26 protein-coding genes and 2 tRNA genes are annotated in these 25,396 nt (G+C 73.2%); 11 read left to right on the top strand and 17 right to left on the bottom strand.

Features of this window, described 5'->3' with window-relative positions:
* Positions 1 to 175 precede the first annotated feature (175 nt).
* Positions 176 to 553, bottom strand: a complete 378-nt coding sequence (locus tag HH311_RS16595) for a DUF4233 domain-containing protein (protein WP_169184789.1) — start codon at positions 551 to 553, stop codon at positions 176 to 178.
* Positions 550 to 2,118, bottom strand: a complete 1,569-nt coding sequence (locus HH311_RS16590) for a folylpolyglutamate synthase/dihydrofolate synthase family protein (RefSeq protein WP_248292696.1) — start codon at positions 2,116 to 2,118, stop codon at positions 550 to 552. Before HH311_RS16590 ends, HH311_RS16595 begins: the two co-directional genes overlap by 4 nt.
* Before the next feature lie 61 nt (positions 2,119 to 2,179).
* Between HH311_RS16590 and fdhD the strand changes: the two genes are divergently transcribed.
* Both fdhD and HH311_RS16580 read left to right on the top strand, forming a co-directional pair.
* Entirely contained in the window at positions 2,180 to 3,022 is an 843-nt protein-coding gene (gene fdhD, locus HH311_RS16585; RefSeq protein ID WP_169184788.1) for a formate dehydrogenase accessory sulfurtransferase FdhD, read from the top strand.
* A 79-nt stretch (positions 3,023 to 3,101) separates the two neighbouring features.
* Positions 3,102 to 4,040 carry an alpha/beta hydrolase family protein gene (locus HH311_RS16580; protein WP_169184787.1) on the top strand — a complete coding sequence of 313 codons (939 nt, stop codon included), beginning with the start codon at positions 3,102 to 3,104 and terminating at the stop codon, positions 4,038 to 4,040.
* Between the two features lie 37 nt (positions 4,041 to 4,077).
* Here the strand turns inward: HH311_RS16580 and clpX are convergent, their stop codons facing one another.
* From clpX to tig, 4 genes are all read right to left on the bottom strand, one after another.
* Entirely contained in the window at positions 4,078 to 5,364 is a 1,287-nt protein-coding gene (gene clpX / locus HH311_RS16575) for an ATP-dependent Clp protease ATP-binding subunit ClpX (RefSeq protein ID WP_169184786.1), read from the bottom strand.
* A gap of 206 nt (positions 5,365 to 5,570) precedes the next feature.
* Positions 5,571 to 6,224, bottom strand: a complete 654-nt coding sequence (locus HH311_RS16570) for an ATP-dependent Clp protease proteolytic subunit (RefSeq protein WP_169184785.1) — start codon at positions 6,222 to 6,224, stop codon at positions 5,571 to 5,573.
* A 10-nt stretch (positions 6,225 to 6,234) separates the two neighbouring features.
* Positions 6,235 to 6,837 (bottom strand): ATP-dependent Clp protease proteolytic subunit, encoded by a 603-nt coding sequence (locus HH311_RS16565; protein ID WP_169184911.1) that lies wholly within the window; start codon positions 6,835 to 6,837, stop codon positions 6,235 to 6,237.
* Positions 6,838 to 7,066: 229 nt separating this feature from the next.
* Positions 7,067 to 8,539 (bottom strand): trigger factor, encoded by a 1,473-nt coding sequence (gene tig / locus HH311_RS16560; RefSeq protein WP_169184784.1) that lies wholly within the window; start codon positions 8,537 to 8,539, stop codon positions 7,067 to 7,069.
* 217 nt (positions 8,540 to 8,756) lie between these two features.
* On the opposite strand from tig, the gene HH311_RS16555 reads away from it, so the two are divergent.
* The 3 genes from HH311_RS16555 (at position 8,757) to HH311_RS16550 (ending at position 12,586) form a co-directional block, all read left to right on the top strand.
* Positions 8,757 to 9,686, top strand: coding sequence for an aldo/keto reductase (locus HH311_RS16555; protein ID WP_169184783.1), 930 nt, complete (start codon positions 8,757 to 8,759; stop codon positions 9,684 to 9,686).
* A 128-nt stretch (positions 9,687 to 9,814) separates the two neighbouring features.
* Positions 9,815 to 9,937: a hypothetical protein gene (locus HH311_RS32720; RefSeq protein WP_282439637.1), complete on the top strand. Its 123-nt coding sequence runs from the start codon at positions 9,815 to 9,817 to the stop codon at positions 9,935 to 9,937.
* Between the two features lie 552 nt (positions 9,938 to 10,489).
* The gene (locus tag HH311_RS16550; RefSeq protein WP_169184782.1) at positions 10,490 to 12,586 is read left to right on the top strand and encodes an NAD(+) synthase; all 2,097 of its coding nucleotides are present in this window, start codon (positions 10,490 to 10,492) and stop codon (positions 12,584 to 12,586) included.
* 6 nt (positions 12,587 to 12,592) lie between these two features.
* Here the strand turns inward: HH311_RS16550 and HH311_RS16545 are convergent, their stop codons facing one another.
* A complete protein-coding gene (locus HH311_RS16545; protein ID WP_169184781.1) occupies positions 12,593 to 13,498 on the bottom strand; it encodes a hypothetical protein in 906 nt (301 codons plus the stop codon).
* A 162-nt stretch (positions 13,499 to 13,660) separates the two neighbouring features.
* Between HH311_RS16545 and HH311_RS16540 the strand changes: the two genes are divergently transcribed.
* Complete coding sequence (locus tag HH311_RS16540) at positions 13,661 to 14,254, top strand: DinB family protein (protein ID WP_169184780.1); 594 nt, start codon at positions 13,661 to 13,663, stop codon at positions 14,252 to 14,254.
* A gap of 1 nt (position 14,255) precedes the next feature.
* On the opposite strand, the gene HH311_RS16535 is transcribed toward HH311_RS16540, so the two are convergent.
* The 3 genes from HH311_RS16535 to HH311_RS16525 all read right to left on the bottom strand — a co-directional run bounded on the left by HH311_RS16535 (position 14,256) and on the right by HH311_RS16525 (position 15,990).
* Positions 14,256 to 14,741, bottom strand: a complete 486-nt coding sequence (locus tag HH311_RS16535; RefSeq protein ID WP_169184779.1) for a GNAT family N-acetyltransferase — start codon at positions 14,739 to 14,741, stop codon at positions 14,256 to 14,258.
* 20 nt (positions 14,742 to 14,761) lie between these two features.
* The gene (locus tag HH311_RS16530) at positions 14,762 to 15,568 is read right to left on the bottom strand and encodes a GAF and ANTAR domain-containing protein (RefSeq protein ID WP_169184778.1); all 807 of its coding nucleotides are present in this window, start codon (positions 15,566 to 15,568) and stop codon (positions 14,762 to 14,764) included.
* A gap of 348 nt (positions 15,569 to 15,916) precedes the next feature.
* Positions 15,917 to 15,990: transfer RNA gene (locus HH311_RS16525), tRNA-Pro, on the bottom strand.
* 470 nt (positions 15,991 to 16,460) lie between these two features.
* Here HH311_RS16525 and HH311_RS16520 point away from each other — a divergent pair.
* A tRNA-Gly gene (locus HH311_RS16520) sits at positions 16,461 to 16,534 on the top strand.
* Positions 16,535 to 16,608: 74 nt separating this feature from the next.
* Here HH311_RS16520 and HH311_RS16515 read toward each other — a convergent pair.
* Positions 16,609 to 17,292 carry an MBL fold metallo-hydrolase gene (locus HH311_RS16515; RefSeq protein ID WP_169184777.1) on the bottom strand — a complete coding sequence of 228 codons (684 nt, stop codon included), beginning with the start codon at positions 17,290 to 17,292 and terminating at the stop codon, positions 16,609 to 16,611.
* 50 nt (positions 17,293 to 17,342) lie between these two features.
* Between HH311_RS16515 and HH311_RS16510 the strand changes: the two genes are divergently transcribed.
* The 3 genes from HH311_RS16510 (at position 17,343) to HH311_RS16500 (ending at position 19,907) form a co-directional block, all read left to right on the top strand.
* Complete coding sequence (locus HH311_RS16510) at positions 17,343 to 17,855, top strand: DinB family protein (RefSeq protein WP_169184776.1); 513 nt, start codon at positions 17,343 to 17,345, stop codon at positions 17,853 to 17,855.
* A gap of 145 nt (positions 17,856 to 18,000) precedes the next feature.
* Positions 18,001 to 18,354: a hypothetical protein gene (locus HH311_RS16505; protein ID WP_169184775.1), complete on the top strand. Its 354-nt coding sequence runs from the start codon at positions 18,001 to 18,003 to the stop codon at positions 18,352 to 18,354.
* A gap of 158 nt (positions 18,355 to 18,512) precedes the next feature.
* A complete protein-coding gene (locus tag HH311_RS16500) occupies positions 18,513 to 19,907 on the top strand; it encodes an FAD-binding oxidoreductase (protein WP_169184774.1) in 1,395 nt (464 codons plus the stop codon).
* An 81-nt stretch (positions 19,908 to 19,988) separates the two neighbouring features.
* On the opposite strand, the gene HH311_RS16495 is transcribed toward HH311_RS16500, so the two are convergent.
* Positions 19,989 to 20,468, bottom strand: a complete 480-nt coding sequence (locus HH311_RS16495; RefSeq protein WP_169184773.1) for an SRPBCC family protein — start codon at positions 20,466 to 20,468, stop codon at positions 19,989 to 19,991.
* Complete coding sequence (locus HH311_RS16490; RefSeq protein WP_169184772.1) at positions 20,465 to 20,854, bottom strand: helix-turn-helix transcriptional regulator; 390 nt, start codon at positions 20,852 to 20,854, stop codon at positions 20,465 to 20,467. The genes HH311_RS16495 and HH311_RS16490 overlap by 4 nt, the downstream gene beginning before the upstream one ends.
* Before the next feature lie 203 nt (positions 20,855 to 21,057).
* On the opposite strand from HH311_RS16490, the gene HH311_RS16485 reads away from it, so the two are divergent.
* Positions 21,058 to 21,693 carry a TetR/AcrR family transcriptional regulator gene (locus tag HH311_RS16485; RefSeq protein WP_169184771.1) on the top strand — a complete coding sequence of 212 codons (636 nt, stop codon included), beginning with the start codon at positions 21,058 to 21,060 and terminating at the stop codon, positions 21,691 to 21,693.
* Here the strand turns inward: HH311_RS16485 and HH311_RS16480 are convergent.
* The 4 genes from HH311_RS16480 to HH311_RS16465 all read right to left on the bottom strand — a co-directional run bounded on the left by HH311_RS16480 (position 21,647) and on the right by HH311_RS16465 (position 25,365).
* On the bottom strand, positions 21,647 to 23,107 hold the full coding sequence (locus HH311_RS16480; RefSeq protein ID WP_312030199.1) for a solute carrier family 23 protein: 1,461 nt from the start codon (positions 23,105 to 23,107) through the stop codon (positions 21,647 to 21,649). The two genes, HH311_RS16485 and HH311_RS16480, sit on opposite strands and share 47 nt — an antisense overlap.
* Positions 23,108 to 23,800 carry a TetR/AcrR family transcriptional regulator gene (locus HH311_RS16475; protein WP_169184770.1) on the bottom strand — a complete coding sequence of 231 codons (693 nt, stop codon included), beginning with the start codon at positions 23,798 to 23,800 and terminating at the stop codon, positions 23,108 to 23,110.
* 135 nt (positions 23,801 to 23,935) lie between these two features.
* A complete protein-coding gene (locus tag HH311_RS16470; RefSeq protein ID WP_169184769.1) occupies positions 23,936 to 24,130 on the bottom strand; it encodes a ferredoxin in 195 nt (64 codons plus the stop codon).
* A 44-nt stretch (positions 24,131 to 24,174) separates the two neighbouring features.
* The gene (locus tag HH311_RS16465; protein WP_169184768.1) at positions 24,175 to 25,365 is read right to left on the bottom strand and encodes a cytochrome P450; all 1,191 of its coding nucleotides are present in this window, start codon (positions 25,363 to 25,365) and stop codon (positions 24,175 to 24,177) included.
* Positions 25,366 to 25,396 lie beyond the last annotated feature (31 nt).

Raw genomic sequence — 25,396 nt, 5'->3', positions numbered from 1 at the left:
CGTGCCGCGCACCCTAGGCACTTGATCATGGAAACCGGCGCGCCGCTCGTGCCGGTTCACATGATCAACTGTCTAGGGGCGCCGCACCGGGATCGTCCGGCGCGACCACACCGCCGCGTGGGGCTCGGCTCGCCGAGGCAACAGCCGGCCCCTCCACCCAAGGCCCCTCCGGCGGTCAGTCCGTCGGCCACTCCGCCTGGCGGCGGATCACCTCGCGGCGCATCCAGAGCATGAGCCCCCAGACGAGGCAGAAGATCAGCCCCATCAGGCCCAGGGACGCCGAGAGCACGAAGCCCACGAGCATGAGCACCTGGAGGCCGACGGCGAAGGCCAGTCCCCAGGGCCGCAGGATCACGACGCAGCCGACGATCATCCCGACCGTCAGCACGAGGACCAGTGTCAGCTTGGCCGGGGTGATCCCGCCCTCCACCCGCGCCATCACCGGCAGCACCAGCGGCACCGCGATCGCCTCGAGGACGAGACAGGCGCTGGCGGGCCCGCGGAAGGCGCGCCGGGCGTCGGGCGGGCGGGCGACGTCCTGCTGCTCGCTCACGACGGCTCCCGCCCGAGCAGCGTCCGGGCCTCGCCGGCCGCGACGACCGAGCCGATGACGAGCACCCCGCCGCCGGCGACGGGCTCGTCGTCGTCGGAAGTCTCCTCGGCCATGCTGATCGCGGTCTCGAGCGCCGCGTCCGTGCGGGTCTCGACGACGACCCGCTCGGCGCCGAAGCGGCCGACGGCGAGGCCGCCGAGCTCGTCGGGGTCGAGGGCCCGGGGCGAGGACATGCCGGTCACGACGATCTCGTCGAGCACGGGCTCGAGGGCCGCGAGGATCCCGTCGGCGTCCTTGTCGCCCATGACCGCGACGACGCCGACGAGCTTGCGGAAGGAGAACTCCTCGCGGACCGCGTTGGCCGCGGCGGCGGCGCCGTGCGGGTTGTGGGCGGCGTCGACCACGACCGTGGGCGCGGAGCGCAGCCGCTCGAGCCGGCCCGGGACGCGGACCGCGGCGAAGGCGTCGCGGACGGCGTCGATGTCGAGCCGCCGCGACGCGCCGGCCCCGAAGAACGCCTCGACCGCCGCGAGGGCGAGCGCGGCGTTGCCGGCCTGGTGCTCGCCGAAGAGCGGGAGGTAGATGTCGTCGTACTCGCCGGCGAGCCCCTGCAGGCGCAGCGACTGCCCGCCGACGGCGACCGAGCGCTCCAGCACCCCGAACTCGGCGCCGGCGCGGGCCACCTCGGCGTCGACCTCGACCGCGCGCTCGAGCAGCACCTGCGCGACCTCGGGGGTCTGCTGGGCGAGCAGGGCGACCGAGCCGGGCTTGATGATGCCCGCCTTCTCCCGGGCGATCCCGGTGATGTCCGAGCCCAGGTAGTTCATGTGGTCCATGCCGATCGGCGTGATCGCCGCGACCGCACCGTCGGCGACGTTCGTGGCGTCCCACGAGCCGCCCAGCCCGGTCTCGACGACGGCCACGTCGACCGGGGCGTCGGCGAAGGCCGCGAACGCCATCGCCGTCAGGACCTCGAACTTCGAGCAGTGGACGCCGTCGACGGCGTCGCGGGCCTTGTCGACCACCCCGACGTAGGGCGCGATCTCCCGCCAGGTCTCCACGTAGCGCCGCGCGGAGATCGGCCGCCCGTCCAGCGCGATGCGCTCGGTGACCCGCTGCAGGTGCGGGCTGGTGTAGCGCCCGGTGCGCGGTCCGATGCGGGTCAGCAGAGCGTCGATCATGCGGGTGACGGACGACTTGCCGTTGGTCCCCGCGATGTGGATCACCGGGTAGGCCCGCTGCGGCTCGCCGAGCACGTCACACAGCGCACGGATGCGCTCCAGCGACGGCTCGATCCGGGTCTCCGGCCAGCGCTGGTCGAGCTCGGCCTCCACCTCGCGCAGCGCGGCGAGGTCGTCGGGGCCGTCGTGCTCGGCGTCCGGGACCGCGTCCGGGTCCGGGCCGGTCCGCACCAGGGCGTCGGCCATCGCCGCGCCGCCCGGCGTCGTGTCACCGCCCGCCGCGGCCAGGAGCTGGGCGATCTCGTCGGGGTCGGTGTCGCCGGCGGCGTCGGTCTCCGGGGAGGAGGAGATGCCGTCGGGGACGGCCCAGGGCTCGTACCGCATCACCGGCCGATCCTACGGGTGGGTGAGACGATGGAGGCCGAGCCGTGAGGTGGAGGCCGACATGGGACGAGTCACCGTGCGCCGCCCGGTGGTGCGCGTGCGCGAACAGGGCGTGGGCCGCCGCCCGGACGCGCTGGCCGCCGAGGAACCGCTGGAGATCCGCGTGGACGGCCGCGCGCTCGCCGTCACGATGCGCACGCCGGGGCACGACGTCGAGCTCGCCCACGGCTTCCTGCTGACCGAGGGCGTGATCACGTCGGCCGAGGACATCGAGACGGCCCGCTACTGCGACTCGGTCGACGACACCGGACGCAACACCTACAACGTGCTCGACCTCGCCCTCGCGCCCGGCGTCGCCCCGCCCGACGACTCGGTCGAGCGCCGCTTCTACACGACGTCGTCGTGCGGCGTCTGCGGGAAGGCGTCGCTCGACGCCGTCCGTACCCGCACCGCGTTCTCCCCGGAGTCCGACGAGGTCGAACTGTCCGCCGAGGTGCTCTTCGGGCTCCCGGACGCCCTGCGCGCCGCCCAGAAGGTCTTCGACTCCACCGGCGGGCTGCACGGGGCGGGGCTGTTCACCGCGGACGGCACCCTCCTCGCGGCCCGCGAGGACGTCGGCCGGCACAACGCCGTCGACAAGGTCCTCGGCCACGCCCTGCTCACCGGCGGCGTCCCGGCCGTCGGTACGGTGCTCATGGTCTCGGGCCGGGCGTCGTTCGAGCTGACCCAGAAGGCCGTGATGGCGGGCGTGCCCGCCCTGGCCGCGGTGTCGGCGCCGTCGTCGCTCGCGGTCGAGATGGCCGACGACGCGGGCATGACGCTGGTCGGGTTCCTGCGCGGCCGCTCGATGAACATCTACGCGGTCGCGTCCCGCGTCGTCGGCATCGAGGACGGTGCACGATGAGGGGGTCGCACACGACGCCCCCCACGTGAGGGCGACCGGGAGGGGCACAGGTGGGACAGCGGGCGCGGTGCCGGGGCGCATGCCTCGACTGACGCGTCGACAGCTCCTCGTCGGCGGCGCCGCGGCCGCGGGTGCCGGTGCCCTGGCCCTCGGGGGCGCCAGCCTGGCCGGGTCGGTCGAGACGCCGGCGCCGATCCCGCAGCGCGTGCCCGCCCCCGCCCGGCTCCCGCGCGCCGCGCAGGCCGACACCACGGTGGAGTGGGTGCGCTCGGCGGCCCGCAACCGCTCGGTGCGCCTGGTGATCAGCTCCCCGGCGGGCCGCGACCGGAGGACGCTGCCGGTCTGCGTCGGGCTGCACGGCCTCGGGGGCAACGCGCTGTGGTGGGGCGACCCGGGGATGCGCCGGGCCCTGGGCGCCGCCTGGGCCTCGGGCGTCCCGGGGTTCACCGTGGCCGCCCTCGACGGCGGCGACAACTACTGGCACGCGTTCCGGCCGGGCGACGACCCGATGCAGATGCTGCTCGACGAGCTCCCGGTGTGGATGACCGAGCGCGGCCTGGCCCGGGACACCCGCGGCGTGCCGGTGCTCGCCGCGGGCGTGTCGATGGGCGGGGCCGGGGCCCTCATGTACGCCCGGGAGCGGGTGCACCGTCGCGACCCGGTGCGGGCGGTCGCCGCCATGTCCCCCGGCCTGTTCACCGACTGGCGGGTGGCGTCCAGGCGACCCTTCGCGGGGTTCGCCGACTGGGCCGCCAACGACCCGCTGCGCTTCTACCCGGAGCTGACCGGGATCCCGACGGCGATGTGGTGCGGGGACAAGGACGCGTTCGCCGACCCGGTGCGACGCTACGTCGCGCTCGCGCACCCCGAGTTCTCGCGGATCAGCCCCGGGCGCCACGACGGCACCTACATCGGGTCGATCCTGCCGCAGGTGCTCGCGTTCCTCGGCGCACACGTCGCGCCGCCGGCGCTGCCGCTGGCCCAGCCGGCGCGCCAGACCGTCTACCCGCACCTGTGAGCGCCGGCCCGCCGCACCCGGCGGGCCGGGGCGCGGATCAGGCGGACTTGTCGCGGCGCTCCCGACGGGCCGGCTGGCGCGGCACGATGGTCGGGTTCACGTTGTCCTTGACCGTCTGCTCGGTGACGACGACCTTCGCGACGTCGTCGCGGCTCGGGATGTCGTACATGACGGGGTTGAGGACCTCTTCCATGATCGCCCGCAGGCCGCGGGCGCCGGTGCCGCGCAGGATGGCCTGGTCGGCGATCGCGCCGAGGGCGTCCTGGTCGAACTCGAGCTCGACCCCGTCCATCTCGAAGAGCTTCTGGTACTGCTTCACCAGCGCGTTGCGCGGCTCGGTGAGGATCTGGACGAGGCTCGGCTTGTCGAGGTTCGACACCGAGGCCATCACCGGCACGCGGCCGATGAACTCGGGGATCAGGCCGAACTTGATGAGGTCCTCGGGCATGGTGTCGCCGAAGGACTCCGCCGACTCCATCTCGGCCTTGGAGCGGATGTCCGCGCCGAAGCCGAGGCCGCCGCGGCCGACCCGCTCCGCGATGATCTTCTCGAGGCCGGCGAACGCCCCGGCCACGATGAACAGCACGTTCGTCGTGTCGATCTGGATGAACTCCTGGTGCGGGTGCTTGCGCCCGCCCTGCGGGGGCACGCTCGCCGTCGTGCCCTCGAGGATCTTCAGGAGGGCCTGCTGCACGCCCTCGCCGGAGACGTCGCGCGTGATCGACGGGTTCTCCGACTTCCGCGCGATCTTGTCGACCTCGTCGATGTAGATGATGCCGGTCTCGGCGCGCTTGACGTCGTAGTCCGCGGCCTGGATCAGCTTCAGCAGGATGTTCTCGACGTCCTCGCCGACGTAGCCGGCCTCGGTGAGCGCCGTGGCGTCGGCGATCGCGAACGGCACGTTGAGCAGCTTCGCGAGGGTCTGGGCGAGGTAGGTCTTGCCGCAGCCGGTGGGGCCGAGCATGAGGATGTTGGACTTCGCGAGCTCGACCGTGTCGTCGTTCCGGGAGCTCTCGCGGTTCTTCTCGCCCGCCTGCACGCGCTTGTAGTGGTTGTAGACCGCGACCGAGAGCGTCTTCTTGGTGTCGTCCTGACCGATGACGTACTGGTCGAGGAACTCGTGGATCTCGGTGGGCTTCGGGAGCTCGTCGAGCTTGACCTCACCGGCCTCGGCGAGCTCCTCCTCGATGATCTCGTTGCAGAGGTCGATGCACTCGTCGCAGATGTACACGCCGGGGCCGGCGATGAGCTTCTTGACCTGCTTCTGGCTCTTCCCGCAGAACGAGCACTTCAGCAGGTCCCCGCCGTCACCGATGCGTGCCATCGCAGCAGACCTCGTGTCCCATCCGGCGCACCCGGACGGTGCGCGCTGTCGTGATTGACCGTACCCGCCGACCCCGTCAGGACGGGAGGTTCCGCGGGCCCGGCGATCCTGCTGGTCGGGTGCCCGGCGGGGTCGGCGACGCGCCGTCCCGGCCGGGCGACGCGGTGGGCGGTCGGTGTGCACCGCCCACCGCATCGGGGCGCCGTCTAGCGGTTGGCCGAGAGCTTCCGGCTGGCCACGACGTCGTCGATGAGGCCGTAGTCCTTGGCCTCCTCCGCCGTGAGGATCTTGTCGCGCTCGATGTCCTGGCGGACCTGCTCGGCCGTGCGGTTCGAGTGGGTCGCCAGGGTGGACTCGAGCAGGCGCCGCATCCGGGTGATCTCGGCGGCCTGGATCTCCAGGTCGGAGGCCTGGCCGTAGAAACCCTCGGTGGCGGGCTGGTGGATCATCACGCGGGCGTTCGGCACCGCGAGGCGCTTGCCGGGGGCACCGGCGGCGAGCACGACGGCGGCGGCCGACGCGGCCTGCCCGAGGCAGACCGTCGCGATGTCCGGCCGGACGTACTGCATCGTGTCGTAGATCGCCATGAGCGCGGTGAACGACCCGCCCGGCGAGTTGATGTACATGGTGATGTCGCGATCCGGGTCGTTGGACTCCAGGAACAGCAACTGCGCCATGACGTCGTTCGCCGACGCGTCGTCGATCTGCACCCCGAGGAAGATGATGCGTTCCTCGAAGAGCTTGTTGTAGGGGTTGGACTCCTTGACGCCGTAGCTCGTCCGCTCGACGAACGACGGCAGGATGTAGCGCGACTCCGGGGAGGCCGGTGCACGGCCGCCCGGGACGTGAAGCTCACTCATCGGCGTCTCCTCAGGCGCTCGTGCCGTTGCCGTTGCTGCTCCCGACACCGGAAGCGCGGCTGATGACGCGGTCGATCAGGCCGTACTCGACGGCCTCGTCGGGGTCGAACCAGCGGTCGCGGTCCGAGTCCTCGGTGATCTTCTCGACCGTCTGGCCGCTGCGCTCCGCGATCAGCTCGGCGAGCTGGCGCTTGAGCTTGCGCATCGACTCGGCGCGGATCGTGATGTCGGTTTCGGTACCGCCCAGGCCGCCGAGGGGCTGGTGCATCATGATCTGCGAGTGCGGCAGCGCGTAGCGCTTGCCGGGCGCGCCGGCGGTGGCGAGGAACTGCCCCATCGACGCGGCGAGGCCCATGACGACCGTCGACACGTCGGGCTTGATCAGCTCCATCGTGTCGAAGATGGCCATGCCCGCCGACACCGAGCCGCCGGGCGAGTTGATGTACAGCGTGATGTCGGAGCTGTCGTCCTCCGCGGCCAGGAGGAGCAGCTGCGCGGAGATCTGGTTGGCGATCGCGTCGTCGACCTGCTGGCCGAGGACGATGATGCGCTCCCGCAGGAGTCGCTCGTAGACCGAGTCGTTGAGCGTCATCGACCCGCCGGCGGAACGCATGACCGCCCCGGACGGGTCGGAGAGGTGCTGACTCACCTGTCCCTGCTTTCCTCGAGTGGGGTTGCTGACGTGGGGGTCGGACGCCGGGCCCGCCGCGACCCGGTCGTCCCGGGTCCGGGCGGTGCCCGCGTCGCTCGACGTCGACACTAACGACCACGGGCCTCCCGGACGTCCCTCGCGGGGCCGTGTTCGCTCACGGCTCACCGGATCCCGCGAGGGGCCGCCGGGATCAGGCCTGCGGGGCGGTGGAGGCGCCCGCGGGCGCCTCCTCGTCGGTGGTGGCCGGGGCGTCGGCCGTGTCGGTGTCGGCCTCGTCCTCGCCCGACGCGACGGTGGCGGTCTCGTCGACGACCTCGGCCGCCGCCTCCGCGTCCTCCGGAGTGGCGGGGCCGAACAGCTCGGAGAGGTCGACCTCCGCGCCGTCGGGACCGGTGATCGTGGCCGCCTGGACGACCGTGGCGAGCGCCTTGCCGCGCCGCACGTCCGCGAAGATCGCGCCGAGCTGGTTGGCCTGCTGGGCCTGCTGGATGTACTCCTCGGGGCTGATCCCGAAGCGCTGCGCCTGCATGAAGATGCGCTCCATCAGCTCCTGCTGGTCGACCTGGACCTCGCCCTTCTCGGCGACCTCGTCCAGGAGCAGCTGGGTCTTCACGGCCCGCTCCGCGCTGGTGCGCAGCTCGGCGTCGAACTCCTCGCGGGTCTGCCCCTGGGACTCGACGTACGTCGTGAGGGCGTCCTCGTCGTGGTCGAACTCGTGCACGGCCTCGTGGGCGCGCACCTCGACCTCCTGCGCGACGACCGACTCGGGCACCGGGATGTCGGCGGCCTCGAGCAGCGCGTCGAGCACCTTGTCGCGGGCCTGCCCGGCCTGCTCCATCTTCTTGACGCGGCCCTGGCGCTCGCGCAGGTCGGCCTTGAGCTCGTCGAGCGTGTCGAACTCGCTGGCGAGCTGGGCGAACTCGTCGTCGGCCTCGGGGAGCTGGCGCTCCTTGACCGTCTGCACCGAGACGGTCACCTCGGCCTCCTGGCCGGCGTGCTCGCCGGCCACGAGCTTCGTCGTGAAGGTCTTGGTCTCGCCGGCGGACATGCCCACGAGCGCCTCGTCGAGACCCTCGATGAGCTGGCCCGAGCCGACCTGGTGGCTCATGCCGCTGGTCTGGGCCTCCTCGACCGGCTCGCCGCCGACCGTGGCGGACAGGTCGATCACCACGAAGTCGTCCGTCGCGGCCGGGCGCTGGACGCCGGTGAGCGTGCCGAAGCGGGCCTGGAGGCCGGTGAGCTGGTCCTCGACGTCGGAGTCGGTGACCTCGGCGGAGTCGACCTCCACCGAGATGGACGAGTAGTCGGGCAGCTCGATCTCGGGCCGGACGTCGACCTCGGCGGTGAAGGCGATCTTGTCGCCGTCGTCGATCGAGGTCACCTCGATCTCGGGCTGCCCCAGCGGGGTCACCTGGGCCTCGCCGACCGCCTCGCCGTACTTCTCCGGGACCGCGGTGTTGACGACCTCCTCGAGGACGACACCGCGCCCGAGCCGCTGGTCGAGGATGCGGGCGGGAGCCTTCCCGGGCCGGAAGCCGGGGATGCGGACCTGCTGGGCGATCTTCTTGTACGCCTGGTCGAAGGTCGGCTTGAGCTCGTCGAACGGCACCTCGATCGCGAGACGGACGCGCGTCGGCGACAGGTGCTCGACGGTGGACTTCACAGCTCGTTCTCCTCCAGGGCGGGACTGCCAACGCGGCCCGGAGGCGGGGACGACAGGTGCTGCACACCCGGATCCCCTCGGGACCGCAGTGGTGCCGTCGGCACGTCGGCGCGCCCGCCCGGGCGTGGCGGCGAGTCTAGACGTGCGCCCGGACATCGTGCCGTGGCGGCCCTGAGCTGGGAGGACACCCGCACTTCCGGCCGTAGGCTGGGCACCCGTGACCCGCTTGGGACTGGGCCTGGCGGCGCTCGGGCGCCCCTCCTACATCAACCTCGGCCGCGACGGCGTGCACCGCTCCCCCGACGAGCTCCGCGCCCTCGCCCACGCCACCCTCGACGTGGCCTGGGAGGCCGGCGTGCGCCGGTTCGACGCCGCCCGCTCCTACGGGCGCGCCGAGGAGTTCCTCGGCTCCTGGTTCGCCGCCCACCCGGGCCACCGCGAGGCGTCGACGGTGTCCAGCAAGTGGGGCTACCGCTACACCGCGGGCTGGGACCGCGACGCCGAGGTCCACGAGGTCAAGGAGCACACGCTCGCGCACTTTCGCACCCAGTGGGCGGAGACCCTCGACGCCCTCGGGGGCCCGCCGGACCTCTACCAGGTCCACTCGCTGACGACCGGTTCCCCGCTGTTCGACGACCCGGCCCTCCTCGAGGCGCTCGCCGCGACCCGCGCCGAGCACGGCGTCCGGCTCGGCTTCTCCACCTCCGGCGCCGACCAGGCCGACGCGGTCCGCCGCGGGCTCGCCCTGTCCGTCGGCGGCGAGCGGCTGTTCACCGCGGTCCAGTCGACGTGGAACCTGCTCGAGCCCTCGGTCGGCGGGGCGCTGCGCGCGGCCCACGACGACGGGGCGCTCGTGCTGGTCAAGGAGGGCGTCGCGAACGGCCGGCTGGTCGTCGAGCCCCCGGCCGCCCTCGCGGACGCGGCGCGCCGGCACGGCGTCGGGCCCGACGCGGTGGCGCTGGCCGGGATCCTCGCGCAGCCCTGGGCCGACGTCGTGCTCTGCGGCGCCGCCGGGCCCGGGCAGCTGCGCGCCAACCTCGCCGCGGCCGACGTCGTGCTGAGCGCCGAGGAGCGCACGGCCCTGGACGGGCTCGCCGAGGCCCCGGGCGACTACTGGGCCCACCGGGCCGACCTGCCCTGGGTGTAACCGGATGGGCTGCCCGGCGCAGCGTCCGTCCACACCCCCCGGTGACCTCACACCGATGTCGTTTGCGACCGTGGGCCCGTTCCCCAGCGGCGAGTCGGTTTCGAGAGGAAGGGCAGATCCTCATGGGCATGGTGCGCAAGGCCGGACGGGCGTTCGAGCGGGTCCTCGGGGTCTTCGACGTGATGGCGGGCTATGGCACGAAGCGCAGCCGCCGTCCGGTGACGAAGGCGGTCGTCGGCCGCAAGCGCTGACGCCGGGCCCGGCACGTCCGGGGACCGGGGGCGGGCCCCTCGGTTCCCGGCGCACCGGCGCGCCGCGCACACACTCCCGCGGCCCGGACCTGCGAGCTCCGACGGACCAGCGCGCCACGCACACACTCCCGCGGCCCGGACCACGTGTCGTGTCGGTTGGCGTGCCCCGACCGCGTGCGGGCGGGCCAGGCGCGGCCGCCCGAGGAGATCAAGGAGTCCCTCCGCGTCGAGCGGATCTCCGAAGAGAGCGCAGTGACTCCCTGATCTTGCTCGTGGGCGCTCCGCGAGGGGGGTGCGGGCACACCCGCCCGTGAGACGGCTCCCGCTACGTGCGCGCCGCGCGCAGGTCCGTGCAGAACCCTCACCGCCACGCGCCCCAGTGTGTGCGCCGCGCGCAGGTCCGCGCAGAACCCTCACCGCCACGCGCCCGAATGTGTGCGCCGCGCGCAGGCCCGACCGGAACCGTCCTCGTGTCTCGGCCGGACCACGGGTACGGAGAGCCCGGCCCGGGCACACTGCGGGTCAGTCCGTGATCACCGGAGGGAACCCGCCGTGCCCGCCGCGCCCGCGCGCAACGACTTCACCAACGCCTACCGCCACGGCTTCGTGCGCGTCGCCGCCGCGACGCTGCGCACGACGATCGCCGACCCGCCCGCCAACGCGGAGTCGCTGCTGGCGGTCGCCCGCGAGTGCCACGACGAGGCGGTGGGCCTGGTGGTCTTCCCCGAGCTGACGCTCTCGGGCTACTCGATCGAGGACCTGCTGATGCAGGACACCCTGCTCGAGTCGACGCTGTCGGCCCTCGCCGACGTGGTGGCCGCCTCGGCCGACCTCCTCCCGGTGCTCGTCGTCGGCGCCCCGCTGCGCCACCGGCACCGGATGTACAACTGCGCGGTCGTCGTCCACCGCGGGCGGATCCTCGGGGTCGCGCCGAAGTCGTACCTCCCCACCTACCGGGAGTTCTACGAGCGGCGGCAGGCCGCCGCCGGCGACGACCAGGGCGGCACGATCCGACTGCTGGGCGCCGACGTCCCGTTCGGCCCGGACCTGCTCTTCGCCGCCGACGACGTGCCGGGGTTCGTCCTGCACGCCGAGATCTGCGAGGACATGTTCGTGCCCGTGCCGCCGAGCGCGGAGGCCGCCCTGGCCGGGGCGACGGTGCTCGCGAACCTCTCGGGCAGCCCGATCACCGTGGGCCGCGCCGACGACCGCCAGCTGCTGTGCCGCTCGGCGTCGGCCCGGTGCACGGCCGCCTACGTCTACGCCGCCGCGGGCGAGGGCGAGTCGACCACCGACCTCGCCTGGGACGGCCAGACGAGCATCCACGAGAACGGCTCGCTGCTGGCCGAGACACAGCGGTTCCCCGCGGGCGAGCAGCACAGCGTCGCCGACGTCGACCTCGACCTGCTCCGGGCCGAGCGGCTGCGGATGGGCACGTTCGACGACAACCGGCGTCACCTCGCCGACCGCCTCGACGGGTGGCGCACGGTGTCGTTCACCCTCGACCCGCCGTCGGGCGATCTGGGCCTGCGGCGCGAGGTCGAGCGCTTCCCGTTCGTCCCCGCCGATCCCGAGCGGCTCGAGCAGGACTGCTATGAGGCGTACTCGATCCAGGTCAGCGGGCTCGAGCAGCGGATGCGGGCGCTGGACCAGCCGAAGATCGTCATCGGGGTGTCCGGCGGGCTGGACTCCACCCACGCGCTGATCGTCGCCGCCCGCGCCCTCGACCGCGCCGGCCGCCCGCGCAGCGACATCCTCGCGTTCACCCTGCCCGGCTTCGCCACCGGCGAGCACACCAAGGGCAACGCACAGCGCCTGTGCGAGGCGCTCGGGACGAGCTTCACCGAGATCGACATCACCGAGACGGCGCGGCTCATGCTGCGCAACCTCGACCACCCGTTCTCGCAGGGCGAGCCGGTCTACGACGTCACCTTCGAGAACGTCCAGGCCGGGCTGCGCACCGACCACCTCTTCCGCGCGGCGAACCAGCGCGGCGGCATCGTGCTCGGCACCGGCGACCTCTCGGAGATCGCGCTGGGCTGGTCGACCTACGGCGTCGGCGACCAGATGAGCCACTACAACGTCAACGGCGGCGTGCCGAAGACGCTGATCCAGCACCTGATCCGCTGGGTGATCTCCTCGGAGCAGTTCGACGAGGCCGTGGGCGAGGTCCTGCAGTCGGTGCTGGACACCGAGATCACCCCGGAGCTCGTCCCCGCCACCGAGGACGCCCCGGTGCAGTCGAGCGAGGAGAAGATCGGGCCGTACAACCTGCAGGACTTCAGCCTCTACCAGGTGCTGCGGCACGGGTCGCGGCCCTCGAAGATCGCGTTCCTGGCCTGGCACGCGTGGCACGACGCGGCCGAGGGCCCGTGGCCCCCGAACTTCCCCGAGCACGACCGGGTGGCCTACCAGCTGCCGGAGATCCGGCACTGGCTCGAGGTGTTCGTCCAGCGCTTCTTCCAGTTCGCCCAGTTCAAGCGCTCGGCGCTCCCGAACGGGCCGAAGGTGTCCGCGGGCGGCTCGCTGTCCCCCCGCGGCGACTGGCGGGCGCCGTCCGACTCCTCGGCGACCATCTGGCTGGACGAGATCGCCCGCGAGGTCCCCGAGGAGTGGCCGGCACCCGCCAAGCGCCGCTGGCGGCGCTGAGACGCCCTACTGCTGCTGGCGCTGGGCGAGGCCCTTCAGGCACCAGTCGCCCTTGGTCTCGCCGAGGACGAGCTCGGACGGCAGCGTCTGGGTCTGGCCCTGGACCGAGAGGGTCAGGTCGACCGGGGTGCGCGCCTCGGTCTCGATGAGCGTCGTCGTCGGGCCCGCGGGCGCCACCTTGGTGATGAACTGCAGCACCTGCGGCGAGAGCTGGGTGACCGGCTGGCCGTTGGGGCCCTTGCAGGAGAGCCCGTCGAGCGCCCCGGCGTCCTTCGTCGACAGGGCCTGGGTGACCTGGTTCGCGGTGTCCTGCGGGTCGCCCGGGCCGAGCAGATAGCCGGGCCACACGAGCGCACCGAGGAGCAGGGCGACGATCGCGCCGATGACGATGCCGCCGGCCGCGCCGAACGCGAAGCCCTTGCGGAGCTCCTTCTTGTAGGCCTTGTCCTCGGCCTCGGCCCACTCCTCGTCGCCGTCCGCCGCGGCGGTGGCGGCCGCCGGCGCGGCCGTCGACGACGACGGCGCCCCGGCATCGTCCCCGGGCAGCGTCGCCGCGGGCACCGTCGCGGCGGACGGCGGCTCGTCCGCGGCGTCGCTGCCGGCCTTCGCCGTCGCGTCGCTGCTGTCGGTCCTCGCCGTCGCGTCGCCGCTGTCGGCCTTCGTCGCGTCGCCGCTGTCCTCCGACGCGGGGCTGTCCTTCGACGCGGGGCTGTCCTTCGACGCGTCGCTGCTGGAGGCGTCGCCGATGGTCCCGGCGCCGCTGGTCGTCGTCTCGTCGGCGCCGTGGCCGTTGGTGCCGCCGGACCCGGAGACGTCGCCCGCCCCGGTCGTCCCGGTCGACGCCGGCGCGTCGGCCGGGCGGTCCTCGCCCTCGACGTCCGCCTGCGCGGCGCTCGTGCGTCCCTCGCTCATCGCGGGTCCTGCTCCCTTCCGGGCACGTGGCGTGCCGGTTCCTCGGGTGAACGGCCCCCACCGTGCCTCATCCTCCTCGTCGCCCGACCGGCGGGGACCCGTCGGACGGACGGCGGCACCGTCGTCGTCGCCGGTGGGGGCCGGTCGTGGCAGGGTGCCCGCGTGAGCGCGCCCGGCCTGAAGGACGTCCTGCACCACTACCTGCGCCAGGGCCGCGAGGTGGTGCGCTGGAAGCTCGAGGGCCTCGGCGAGTACGACGTCCGCCGGCCCATGACGCCGACCGGAACCAACCTGCTCGGGCTGGTGAAGCACCTGGCGATCATCGACTCGGAGTACTTCGGCCTGGTCTTCGGCCGTCCCTTCGCCGAGACCGTCGACTGGTTCGCCGCCCACCCCGAACCGGACGCGGACATGTGGGCGACCGCCGAGGAGTCCCGCGCCGACGTCCTCGACCTCTACGCCCGCGCCGCGGAGCACTCCGACGCCACGATCGACGAGCTCGACCTCGAGTCCCCCGGGCGGGTCCCCCACTGGCCCGACGAGCGCGCCGAGGTGACCCTGGGCCAGATCCTGGTGCACGTCGCGACCGAGACCCACCGGCACGCGGGCCACGCGGACATCTGCCGCGAGCTCGCCGACGGCGCGGTCGGGCTGCGGGAGGACAACCCGAACATGGGCGGCAACGAGGCCGCCCGGCTGCTCGGCCACCGCGCCCGGCTCGAGCGCGAGGCCCGACGGGCGGCGGGCACCGTCTGACCTACAGCTCGCGGTGCATCACGTGCAGCCCGACGCGGCCGTGGCGCGGGTGGCGGAAGGCGCCGGGGACGGTCCCGACGATGCGAAACCCCAGCGCCTGCCACAGCGCGACGGCGTGGACGTTGGTCTCCACGACGGCGTTGAACTGCATGGCCGCGTAGCCCATCGACCTCGCCCTCGCGAGGATCTCCTCGGCGAGACGGCGGCCCACCCCCCGGCCCGCGCACGCCGGGTCGACGACGAAGCCCGCGTTGGCGACGTGGTCCCCGGCGCCGGGCAGGTTGGGCCGCAGTTTCGCGAGCCCGACGACGCGCTCCCCGTCCACCGCGACGAACGTCCGGCTCGGCGGCGGCGCGAGCCACTCCGCGCGCGCCTGGTCGGACGTGATGTCCCGGGGGCTGGTGTACGTCTCCCCCGCCGCCAGGACCACCCCGAGGAACGACCAGATCTGTCCCCAGTCGTCGTCCTCGGCCGGTCGTACCTGCACCGGCCGGATCGTAGGCGCCCTCAGTGCTCCGCGGCGCGCCCTTCCGCGCCGGAGGAGGCGCGGGCCGGGAGGTCCACGCCGTCGATGCGATCCACGGCCTCGGCGCCGTCCGTGCACGACCGGTGCCGCCGGTTGGTCTCCTCCCGGAGCCAGCGCGCGACGTCGACGAGCTTCATGTTCGTGTCCTGCGACGATCTCACCAGCATCTGGAACGCGGCGTCGTCGTCGAGGTGGAAGCGCTCCATGAGGATGCCCTTGGCCTGGCCGATGAGGTCGCGGCTGTCGACGGCGCGCTGCAGGTACTGGGCCTGCTCGCTGCCGTAGAGCAGCATCGCGGCCTGGACGCCGAACAGGCCCGCGGTGAGGCGGGCGTCGGCGTCGAAGGCCTCCGGCGGCCGGGCGTAGAGGTTGAGCGCGGCGCGCACCCGGCGACCGGTCGAGAGCTCGCACGACAGCATCGAGCGGTAGCCCGCCTCCACCGCGCGCGGCGCGAACCGCGGCCAGCGCGAGGAGTCGTCACCCGCGAGGTCGTGGACCACGACGGTGCCGTCCTCCGGCGGTTCGGCGAGGGCGGTGATGCAGGGGCCTTCGAGCAGCTCGTTCTGCAGCCGGTCGAGCGCGCTGACCGCGTCGGACGTGGGATGACGGGAGACGACCTCGTCGCCCTCGCTCATGGAGATGCCGCCCATGTCCGCGGCGGGCACCGTGTGCACCGCCGTGGTGACGATCTCGGCGAGCGTCCGCTCCAGGTCCCGGATGTTGCGCGTCGCGGTGAGGTCGCGTGCGGCACGGCGGAGCGCGATCGCCAGCTCCTGGTTCGTCGACACGGACTCGCCCCCTTCGCCTCGGGTCAGGTGCAGTGCCCTGTCGGCCCGTGGGGTGGACCGCGCGCCGGGTCCGACCCGTTCACGCGTCCAGTGGACTACCCGTTCGCTCCGTGGCCAACACGAGAAGGAGGGGCGAGCCGCTCGCCGCAGCAACCACCAGCGGCCCCGCCTCGGAAGAGCCACCTGCCAGGACGGGGCCGCTGGTACACGGCTGCCGCGGTGAACCGTGGCGCGCATCGTCCCGCAGTGCTGCGCCGTTCGGCCCACCGGGTCAGGTCTCGGCCGGCTCTTCACGACGACGGCGCCGCGCGCGGCCCTCGAAGACGGTGCCCGTGGTGGTTGGACCAGTCGGGGTGGCGGGATTCGAACCCACGGCCCCTCGCTCCCAAAGCGAGTGCGCTACCAAGCTGCGCCACACCCCGTTGACGACGAGTGTAGGCGCGCCCGTCCGTGGAGATCACAGGATGTCGACGGGCATGCGGACGGCGTCGTCCGCACCCGTCCTCGATGCGTCAGTCCAGACCGCGGACGATGTGGTCTTCGTCCGTGTCCACCATGGTGTCGCGCTCCGTGTCCATCCTGGGCTCCCTTCCGGCTGCTGCTTCGGCCCGATCCCATCGTCGACGCCTCGACGGCCCTACCGTGAAGTACCAGGTGAGGGTCACAGGACGAGTTCTCCGGGAACTCCCGGCGGCGAGCGATCCTGAGTGTGTACCCGTTCACAAGAGCGCGGTCGAGAGCTGGACCGTGACAGAGCGTCTACTGAACGATCCAGTAACTCACCAGGGCACCGGCGGGCGGCTGCCCGGATGGAGCAGCGGGTCGGCGGGGCGCCCGCCGCGACGCCCTCGACGGGGCATCGGATACGGTTGAGCAGGCCCGGAAGGGCCACGCGGGCGTAGCTCAATGGTAGAGCCCCAGTCTTCCAAACTGGCTACGCGGGTTCGATTCCCGTCGCCCGCTCCACCCCTCCCTGGCGCGCGGTGCGGCGGCCCTCGAACGGCCGGCCCGCGATCCCGGGACGACCTCGGCCGTGGACCTCAGCGGCCCGCCGCGCCCACTCCCGCCGCCCAGCGATCGAGGCCGCGCACCGGGTGTCCGTGCGTGGAGACGACGAGGTCGGGCTCGAGTTCCTGCAGGCGCCGACGCGACGCGACGGCCGCGGCCGGGTCGTGGTGCAGCGCGTCGGGCACGCGCAGCCAGTGCGGGTCGGTCGGATCGGTCGAGAGGTTGATCGGGCCGTCGCCGACGATGAGCGTGCGGTCCGCCGCGCGCCAGAACGCGAGGAGACCGGGGCTGTGGCCGGGCTGCGCCACGACCTCGAAGCCACCGACGGTGTCGCCCTCTGCGAGGCGCCGGTCGACGACGCGGCGCCGGTGGGCCAGAGGCGCGATCCCGTACCTGGCGGCAACCCCGGCGTGCCACGCGACGCTCCCGTGCTCGAAGTCGTCGGCCTCGACGTCGCTCATCGCCAACGGGGCGCCGGTGTGGGCGCACAGCCAGGCGGTGGAACCGACGTGGTCGCCGTGGGCGTGGGTGACGGCGTGCTCGACGACGGTGCGGTCCTTGGTGAACCGCGCGAGCCGCCGGCCCGACCAGGGGAAGCCCGCGTCGATCACGACGTCGCCCTCGGGGCCCTCCACGACGACCGTGTTGAACAGGTGGCGGGGGAACAGGGCTCCGACATGCACTCCGTCGGTGACCTCCAGCAGCGCGGGCGGCATGGTCGAGGACTCTGACAGGTCCTGTCGGACCCTCGTGCGAACCTCGCGGGGTGTCGACCACCGAGCGCGCCGTGCCCCCGATGTCCGCCGACGAACGCGACACCCTCGCCGGCTGGCTCGACTTCTACCGGGACACCGTCGCCGCCAAGTGCCACGGCCTCGACGAGGAGCAGCTCCGGACCGCCTCGGTGCCGCCGTCGCCGCTCACCCCGCTCGGCCTGCTGCAGCACCTGGCCGAGGTCGAGCGGAACTGGTTCCGGCGGGTCCTGCTCGGTGAGGACGTCCCTCCGCTCTACGACTCCCCCTCGAGCACCGGCGAGCACAGCGGCGGGTTCGACCTCACCGCCGACGTCACGGGCGAGCAGGCCCTGGCCACCTGGCAGCAGGAGGTCGAGCGGGCGGTCGAGGCGTGCGCCGGGCGGGACCCGGGGTCCCGTGTCCCGTTCGGCGACGGCGAGGTGACGCTGCGGTGGATCTGTGTGCACATGATCGGCGAGTACGCCCGCCACGCCGGGCACGCCGACCTGCTCCGCGAACGGATCGACGGTGCCACCGGGGTGTGATCGATACGGCCTGCCTCGGGGACACCACGCGTCATGGAGTGCCGGTTCGCGCAACGGAGTCGCCTCGGCCCGGGATCCGATTCCGTGATTCTCGTGCCCTGGTTCCACACTCAGCCGGATCGTCCGGTGATGAGTGGAGCATCCGATGTCGATGATCGTGATCGCCATGCCGATCCCAGCCGACAAGTACACGGAATGGCGCACCGCCATGAGCGAGTTCGCGGGTCCACGCAGGGAGGAGTACACCGCCGCGCGAACTCGGCAGGGCGTGACCCGCCAAGGCGTCTTCGTGCACCACACCCCGCAGGGCCCGATGGAGATCATGGTGATGGAGGCCGACGATCCCGCGAGGGCGCTCGAGCTCATCGGTTCGTCCGGAGAGCCGTTCGACGTCGAGTTCCGCGCGTACCTCAAGAGCGTCTTCGATCTGGACCTGTCCGAACCGCCTCCCGGCCCGCTGCCCGAGCAGGTCCTCGGCTGGAGAGCCCCGAGACCCTGAGAGATCCGTGGAATTCTTCGCCTCACTACCTATGACTCCTCGATCGGACCAGAGCTCGATCACGCAGAGTCGCAGTATCGTGGTCAGTCCCTCGGGGCGAGGGACGCCCCGAGCCGCATCACCGTGAGAGCGCGCGGCCGCGGGAACGGAGCGAAGCCATGACACAGGTCATCTCTCGAGTCGACGATCTCCGTGCAGCCCTGACCGGGTCGGTCGTCACTCCGGACGACCCGGGCTACGACGAGGCCCGGCAGGTGTGGAACGGCGACATCGACCGGAGACCGGCCGTCATCGCCTACTGCGCGACCGCCGAGGACGTCGCAGCGGCCGTGACGTTCGCCCGTGACGCGTCGCTCGAGATCTCGGTGCGCAGCGGAGGCGCCCACTCCACGGCGGGCTTGAGCGTGGGGGACGCCGGCATCGTCATCGATCTGGGCCGGCTGAGCGAGATCACGGTGGACCCGGCCCGTCGCCGTGCCACCGTGGGCGGTGGCGCCCTGCAACGTGACATCGACGCGGCGACCCAGGCCCACGGGCTGGCCGTTCCGCTCGGCGAGATCGGGCACACCGGGGTCGGCGGGATCGCCACCGGCGGGGGCATGGGCTGGCTCACCCGTCAGCACGGGCTGACCTGCGACAACGTGCTCTCCGCCCAGGTCGTCCTCGCCGACGGCCGGATCGTGCGCGCGGCACCGGACGAGAACCCCGACCTGTACTGGGCGATCCGCGGGGGCGGGGGGAACTTCGGTGTCGTCACCTCCTTCGAGTTCGCCCTGCACGAGGTGGGACCCGAGGTCGACGTGGGCATGTTCTTCTACGGCATGGACCGGGCCGCCGATGCCCTGCGGCTCGCCCGGGAGGTCATTCCCGACCTGCCGCCCGACGTCAGCTTCGAAGTGGTCGGCCTGTCCGCGCCGCCGGCGCCGTTCGTGCCCGAGGAGCACCACTCCCGACTGGTGCTCGCGTTGGCCGCGGTGGGTTTCGGCGCCGAGCCACACCATCGAGAGTTGCTCGAACGCCTGCGCGCCGCGCTGCCCCCGCTGTTCGAGATGGTCTCCCCGATGCCGTACGCGGCACTCCAGCAGATGTTCGACGACGCGTTCCCGCGGGGCACCCACTGCTACGAGAAGGCCCTCTACCTCGAGGAGTTCACCGACGCGGCCATCGACGTGGCCGTCGAGCGGATCACCGCCACGGTGTCGCCGATGTCGTGCACGTTCTTCTACGTGCTCTCGGGGGCCTACGGCGCGTCGGCCGAGGAGGACACGGCCTTCGGCGGCGGGCGTACGCCGCGGATGCAGGTGTTCATCCTCGGGATGACACCCGAGGCCGACGGACTCACCGCCGAGCGAGCCTGGGTGCGCGGTTTCTACGACGCGCTCGCGCCCCACGCCATGGGCAAGGGCGGGTACGTCAACGGGATCCTGCCCGACGACGTCCACCGCCTACCGGCGACCTACGGCACGAAGTACCCGCGGCTGGCACGCATCAAGGCCGCGTACGACCCGGACAACCTCTTCCACCGCAACGCCAACATCCCGCCCGCGCCCTGACGACGTCGGCCATCCGCCGGCCAGGACCGATCGTGGCGGGGACACCACACCGAGCCCTGGCCGGCGGAGGCCTCGCGCGACTCAGCGTGCCAGCACCTCGTCGAGGCGCTCGTAGCCCTCGACGACGCCCTCCTCCATCCCGCTCTGCAGCATCGCGTCGCGGGCCTCGAAGGACGGGCCGATCGAGAAGCCCTCGAGGCGGGTCCGGCCACCGGGGAGTTCGACGAAGGTCATCGTCTCCAGCGCCACCATGTCCGGGACCCCCTCGTAGGTGAAGGTCTGCACGAGCCGCTCGCCCTCGCGGACCTCGTGGAACGAGCCGAAGAAGTGGTGCTCGGTGCGGTCCTCCCCGACGTGGGTGTACCGGTAGCCGCCCCCGGTCTGCGGGGCCCAGCGCTGGATCGTCATCGTCAGCCGGCGCGGGCCGAGCCAGCGGACGACGAGGTCGGGGTCGACGTGGGCGCGGAAGACGGCCGCGGGCGGGGCGTCGAACTCCCGGGTGATGCGGATTGCGGGGACGGTCGGGTCGGCGCTGATGGTGGTGGCGAGGGCGGTGTTCACGGGTCGCTCCTGGTCTCGGTGGTCTCGGTGGTCTCGGTCGTCTCGGTGGTCTCGGCGGTCCGCTTGTTCTCGGACATCTCTGCGAGCACGGCGTCGAGGCGCTGGTAGCGCAGCTCGGCGCGGCGCCGGTGGCCCTCGATCCAGCCGGTGAGCAGGTCGAACACGTCGACCTCCAGGTGCGCCCAGCGCTGCTGGCCGTCCCGGCGCCGGCTGATCAGGCCGGCCGCCTCGAGCACCGTGAGGTGCTTCGAGACGGCCTGGAGGCTCACGTCGTAGGGCGCCGCGAGCTCCGTCACGGTGGCGTCGTCCGCCGTCAGGCGAGCGACGATGTCGCGCCGGATCGGGTCGGCGAGCGCGGCGAACGCCCGGGACAGCGAGTCGTCCACCGCGACCACCTCCCCGTATTCAACTCCCCGGTTGAGTACGAATGTAGGACCGGAGAGGAGGAGAAGTCAACGATCAACTCGACGAGGTGGAGGGACGGGGTGGGGAGCGGACGCCACCCGTCACCCACCCGCCCGAGCGTCCGGCCCGAAGGTCACCGGCCCGGGCGGAGCGTCACGGGGTTCCCGACCGCGACAATGTCTGCATGTCCGCGCCCGAGGCCGAGCCGTCGCGCCGCGCCGGATCGCGCGCCGAGGCCAAGGCCCGGACGCACGAGAACCTCCTCGACGCCGGCCTCGCGGTGTTCGCCGACCGCGGCTACGGCGCGGCGTCGGTCGAGGAGATCGCGCGGCGGGCCGGTGTCTCGGTCGGCTCGGTCTACGCGCACTTCACCAGCAAGGAGAAACTCTTCCTCGCCCTCCTCGAGCGCCGCGCGGACCGCGAGACCGCCCTCGCCCAGACCGAGCTCGCCGCCGGCTTCGACGCCCTGCTGCCCGCGCTCGACCGCCGGCTGTGCGAGGAGGCCGACGCGGACCACCTCGCGCTGCTCGGCGCCGAGGCCTGGCTCTACGCGGTGCGCTCCCCCGAGTTCGGCAAGGAGCTCGCGGAGCACCAGGCCCGCGTCCAGCAGGTGGTCACCGGGCTCGTCGCGGCCGAGCGCGAGCGCCGCGGCGTGCGCTGGTCGCTCGACGACGCCGAGGTGGCCGCCGTCGTGTCGGCGCTGCACCAGGGCCTCGTCCAGCAGCGCCGGCTGCGCCGCGGGAGCGTGCCCGACGACCTGTTCGGCCGGACCCTCACCGCTCTGCTGCGGGGCCTGGAGGATCGGATTCCCCCGGCCTGACGTCCTCGCCGGTGACGGCGGGCGTGGGGTCGGACGCCGCCGGACCGGACCCGTCGTCGGGACCCCGCCGTGGCGCGAGCCGCCGCAGGCCGTGGTAGCCGAGCACGACGACGACGGTGCCCAGCGCGATCCCGCCGAACTCCCCGCCGGAGAACGTGTAGGTGACGCCGCCGATCCCGATGACGATGCCCGCGGCGAGCGGGACGAGGACCTCGGGCCGGGAGAAGTCGACGCGGTTCTCCACCCAGATCCGGGCGCCGAGCAGGCCGATCATCCCGTAGAGGACCACCGTGATCCCGCCGAGCACCCCGCCCGGCGTCGCCGCCACGACCGCCCCGAACTTCGGGCAGAACCCGATGAGGACCGCCACGACGGCGGCCACCCAGTACGCCGCGGTGGAGTACACCCGGGTGGCGGCCATGACGCCGATGTTCTCGGCGTAGGTGGTGGTCGGGGAGCCGCCGACCGCGCCGGCGACGGCGGTGGCGATGCCGTCGGCGGCGAGGGCGCGGCCCAGGTAGGGGTCGAGGTCCTCGCGCGTCATCGACGCCACCGCCTTGACGTGCCCGGTGTTCTCGGCGATGAGCGCCACGACCACCGGGACGACGAGGACGATCGCCGAGGCGCTGAAGGCGGGCAGGTGCAGGCCGGGGGCGCCGGGGGTGCCGAGCGGCAGGCCGATCCAGGGGGCGTCGGCGACCTTGGACAGGTCCACGCGCGGGTGGGTGGAGACGACGCCGGACGCGTTCGCGGCCGTGATCGGCCCCGCGAGCGCGTCGAGGACGGCCGAGAGCACGTAGCCGACGACGAGGCCCACCAGCACCGACAGCCGGCCGAGCATCCCCCGGCCGGCCACCGCCACGACCATGACGACGAGCATCGTCACCAGGGCGACGCCCTGGTCCTGGGGCCAGTAGGTGCCGGCCACCACCGGCGCCAGGTTGAGCCCGATGAGCAGGACGACGGCGCCGGTCACCGCGGGCGGGAGGATCGCCGAGATCACGCGGGCACCGCCGAGGTGCACGGCGAGTCCGACGAGGGCGAGCACGACGCCGGTCAGCGCGATGGCCCCGGTGACCTCCGCGCTCGTCCCGCCGGCGGCCCGTACGGCGGCGACCGCGCCGACGAACGAGGCGCTGGTCCCGAGGTAGCTCGGCACCCGCCCCCGGGTCATCAGCAGGAAGAGCATCGTCGCGAGCCCGGAGAGCAGGATCGCGAGGTTCGGGTCGAGGCCCATGAGCACGGGGAAGACGAACGTCGCCCCGAACATCGCGAGGACGTGCTGGGCGCCGAGCCCGACGGTGCGACCCCAGCTCATCCGCTCCTCGGGCCGCACCACCTCGCCCGGCCCGGGCGCACGGCCGTCGCCGTGCACCGTCCATCGCAGCGGGGACGGGGGTGCCGGGTCGGTCACTCAGCTCTCCGTGGTCGGGGCGCTCGGGCCGGTGTCGGCCGTGGCCAGGACGCCGGCGAGACGCTCGGCGACCTCGCTGGTCGGCGGGGGGTCGAGCGGGGGCAGCGTGGAGCGGTGGCCCTCGGCGGCGAGGGCGTCGAGCACGAAGGTGCGGTAGCGCTCCCACCGGTCGGGCCGGACGTCCTCGCCGAACGGCGCGGCGGTGGCGACGACCATGACGGCCGCGGCGGGGATGTCGCGCGCCTCGGCGTCGGGACGCAGCACGCCGGCCGCGCGGGCCCGGGTGACGAGGTCCGAGAGCGGGCCGATGAAGCGCAGCGCCACCTCGGTGGTGAACGCGCCGGAGTCCTTGGCGGCCCGCAGGATCCCGCGCCGGTGCAGCAGCGCCCGGGCGATCTCCTCGATCACCCGGACCACCGCGCCCCACGGGTCGTCATCGGCGGCGGCACCCGCCAGGAGCGGTTCGACGGCCTCCTCGAAGTACTCCGCGAAGACCGCGGCGACGAGCTCGTCGCGCCCGGCGAAGCGGCGGTACAGGGTGGAGGGCCCGACGCCGGCGCGCCGGGCCACCTCCTCGAGGGGCACCTCGGGTCCGACCTGCTCGAACGCCTCGCGCGCCGCCGCGACGATGGCGCGGTGGTTGCGCAGCGCGTCCGCACGCAGCGGCCGCGACGAGAGGCCCGACCCGGTCACGGCCCGTGACGCTAGCAGCGTCGGGCCCCTGACCGGGGATTCCTCACGCCCACCTCACCCCTGGATCGATCGTCGTAGCCGATGACGACGTCTCCCGTCGCCGTGGTCGAGCTGCGCCGCGCCCCGTCCGCTCCGCTACGTCTCCTCGATGCTCAGCGCCCCGGACGGGCACGACCCGACGGCGTTGCGCGCGGACTCCGCGTCCTCGTCCTGCGGGCTCTCCTCGAGGACCACGACGATCGCGTCGTCGTCCTGGTCGAAGACGTTCTCGGCGGCGAGGACGCAGTTGCCCGCGCCGATACAGACGTCGCGGTCGGCCTTGATCTTCATCGGTGGTTCTCCTCCGGTGGTGGTCGGAAGGACGGTCGGCGATCTCACCACGTCACGGGCAGGCTCCGCAGGCCGTGGACGACCGACGCCGAGCGGAAGTCGACGTCCTCGAACGGGATCGCGGGGGCCAGCGTCGGGAAGCGGCGCAGCAGGGCGGGGAACGCGGTGGCCATCTCCATGCGGGCCAGCGGGGCGCCGAGGCAGTGGTGCACGCCGTGGCCGAACGCGACGTGGTGGCTCGCGGCGCGCCCGACGTCGAGCCGGTCCGGGTCCTCGACGAGCGCGCGGTCGCGGTCCGCGGCGGGCAGCGAGACGACGAGCACGTCCCCCGCCCCGACGGCCTGCCCCGCGACCTCGGTGTCCGCGGTCGCCACGCGCGGCACCCCGGTGTGCACGACGGAGAGGAAGCGCATGAGCTCCTCGACGGCGGGCGCGGTCGCCTCGGGGTCGTCGCGCACGACGGCAGCCTGCTCGGGGTGGCGCAGCAGCGCGAGGGTGCCGATGGCCAGCATGTTCGCCGTCGTCTCGTGGCCGGCGATGAGCAGCAGCGAGGAGATGCCGATGAGCTCGGTGCGGGTGAGGTCGTCACCGTGCTCGCGGACGAGCATCCCGAGCATGTCGTCCCCGGGCTCGGCGAACGCGCGGTCGACCAGCTCCCCCATGTAGGCCCGCGACTCCATCGCGACCTGACCGCGCTCCTCCAGCGGGCGGGTGAGGTCCAGCTGCTTCGCCGCCCGACTGTGGAACTCGGCCCGGTCGGCGTACGGCACCCCGAGGAGCTCGCAGATGACGAGGCTCGGGACCGGGAGCGCGAAGTCCGGGACGAGGTCGGCGGGCGGGCCCGCCTGCTCCATCGCGTCGAGCTGGGCGTCGACGATCTCGGCGATCCGGGGCTGCAACCGCCGGATCCGCTTGACGGTGAACTCGCCCGTGAGCAGGCGGCGCAACCGGGTGTGCTCGGGCGGGTCGAGCATGAGCAGGTTGCCGGACCGCTGCTCGCCGGGCGCCGCCCCGGGCACCGGGATCACGGGCAGGCCGGCGCTGGAGAACCGCGTGGCGTCGCCGAGCACCTCCCGCGCGTCCTCGTAGCGCGTCACCAGCCAGGCCGGGCGGCCGATCGGCGTCGTGACCCGGCCCAGGCCCGGCTGCTCGCGGATCGCGGCGATCTCGGCGGGCGGATCGAAGCGATCGCGGCGCATGTGCAGGGGTAGCACCGGTGCCTGCGCGGTGGCCATGGGGACTCCTCGGCGGTCGGGGGCGACCACC

It is taken from the genome of Actinomycetospora sp. TBRC 11914 (genome assembly GCF_012933465.1).
Lineage (GTDB): Bacteria > Actinomycetota > Actinomycetes > Mycobacteriales > Pseudonocardiaceae > Actinomycetospora.
Note: the sequence above shows the minus strand (reverse complement) of the source record. Positions and strands in the feature narration are given on the sequence as shown.

Coding starts and splice junctions, on each gene's coding strand:
- HH311_RS16470 (WP_169184769.1), bottom strand. CDS start 24,130: ATGAAGATCAAGGCCGACCGCGACGTCTGTATCGGCGCGGGCAACTGC.
- HH311_RS16485 (WP_169184771.1), top strand. CDS start 21,058: ATGTCCGCGCCCGAGGCCGAGCCGTCGCGCCGCGCCGGATCGCGCGCC.
- HH311_RS32720 (WP_282439637.1), top strand. CDS start 9,815: ATGGTGCGCAAGGCCGGACGGGCGTTCGAGCGGGTCCTCGGGGTCTTC.
- clpX (WP_169184786.1), bottom strand. CDS start 5,364: ATGGCACGCATCGGTGACGGCGGGGACCTGCTGAAGTGCTCGTTCTGC.
- HH311_RS16505 (WP_169184775.1), top strand. CDS start 18,001: ATGTCGATGATCGTGATCGCCATGCCGATCCCAGCCGACAAGTACACG.
- HH311_RS16590 (WP_248292696.1), bottom strand. CDS start 2,118: ATGCGGTACGAGCCCTGGGCCGTCCCCGACGGCATCTCCTCCTCCCCG.
- HH311_RS16565 (WP_169184911.1), bottom strand. CDS start 6,837: ATGCGTTCCGCCGGCGGGTCGATGACGCTCAACGACTCGGTCTACGAG.
- HH311_RS16545 (WP_169184781.1), bottom strand. CDS start 13,498: ATGAGCGAGGGACGCACGAGCGCCGCGCAGGCGGACGTCGAGGGCGAG.
- HH311_RS16500 (WP_169184774.1), top strand. CDS start 18,513: ATGACACAGGTCATCTCTCGAGTCGACGATCTCCGTGCAGCCCTGACC.
- HH311_RS16465 (WP_169184768.1), bottom strand. CDS start 25,365: ATGGCCACCGCGCAGGCACCGGTGCTACCCCTGCACATGCGCCGCGAT.
- HH311_RS16570 (WP_169184785.1), bottom strand. CDS start 6,224: ATGAGTGAGCTTCACGTCCCGGGCGGCCGTGCACCGGCCTCCCCGGAG.
- HH311_RS16580 (WP_169184787.1), top strand. CDS start 3,102: ATGCCTCGACTGACGCGTCGACAGCTCCTCGTCGGCGGCGCCGCGGCC.
- HH311_RS16515 (WP_169184777.1), bottom strand. CDS start 17,292: ATGCCGCCCGCGCTGCTGGAGGTCACCGACGGAGTGCATGTCGGAGCC.
- fdhD (WP_169184788.1), top strand. CDS start 2,180: ATGGGACGAGTCACCGTGCGCCGCCCGGTGGTGCGCGTGCGCGAACAG.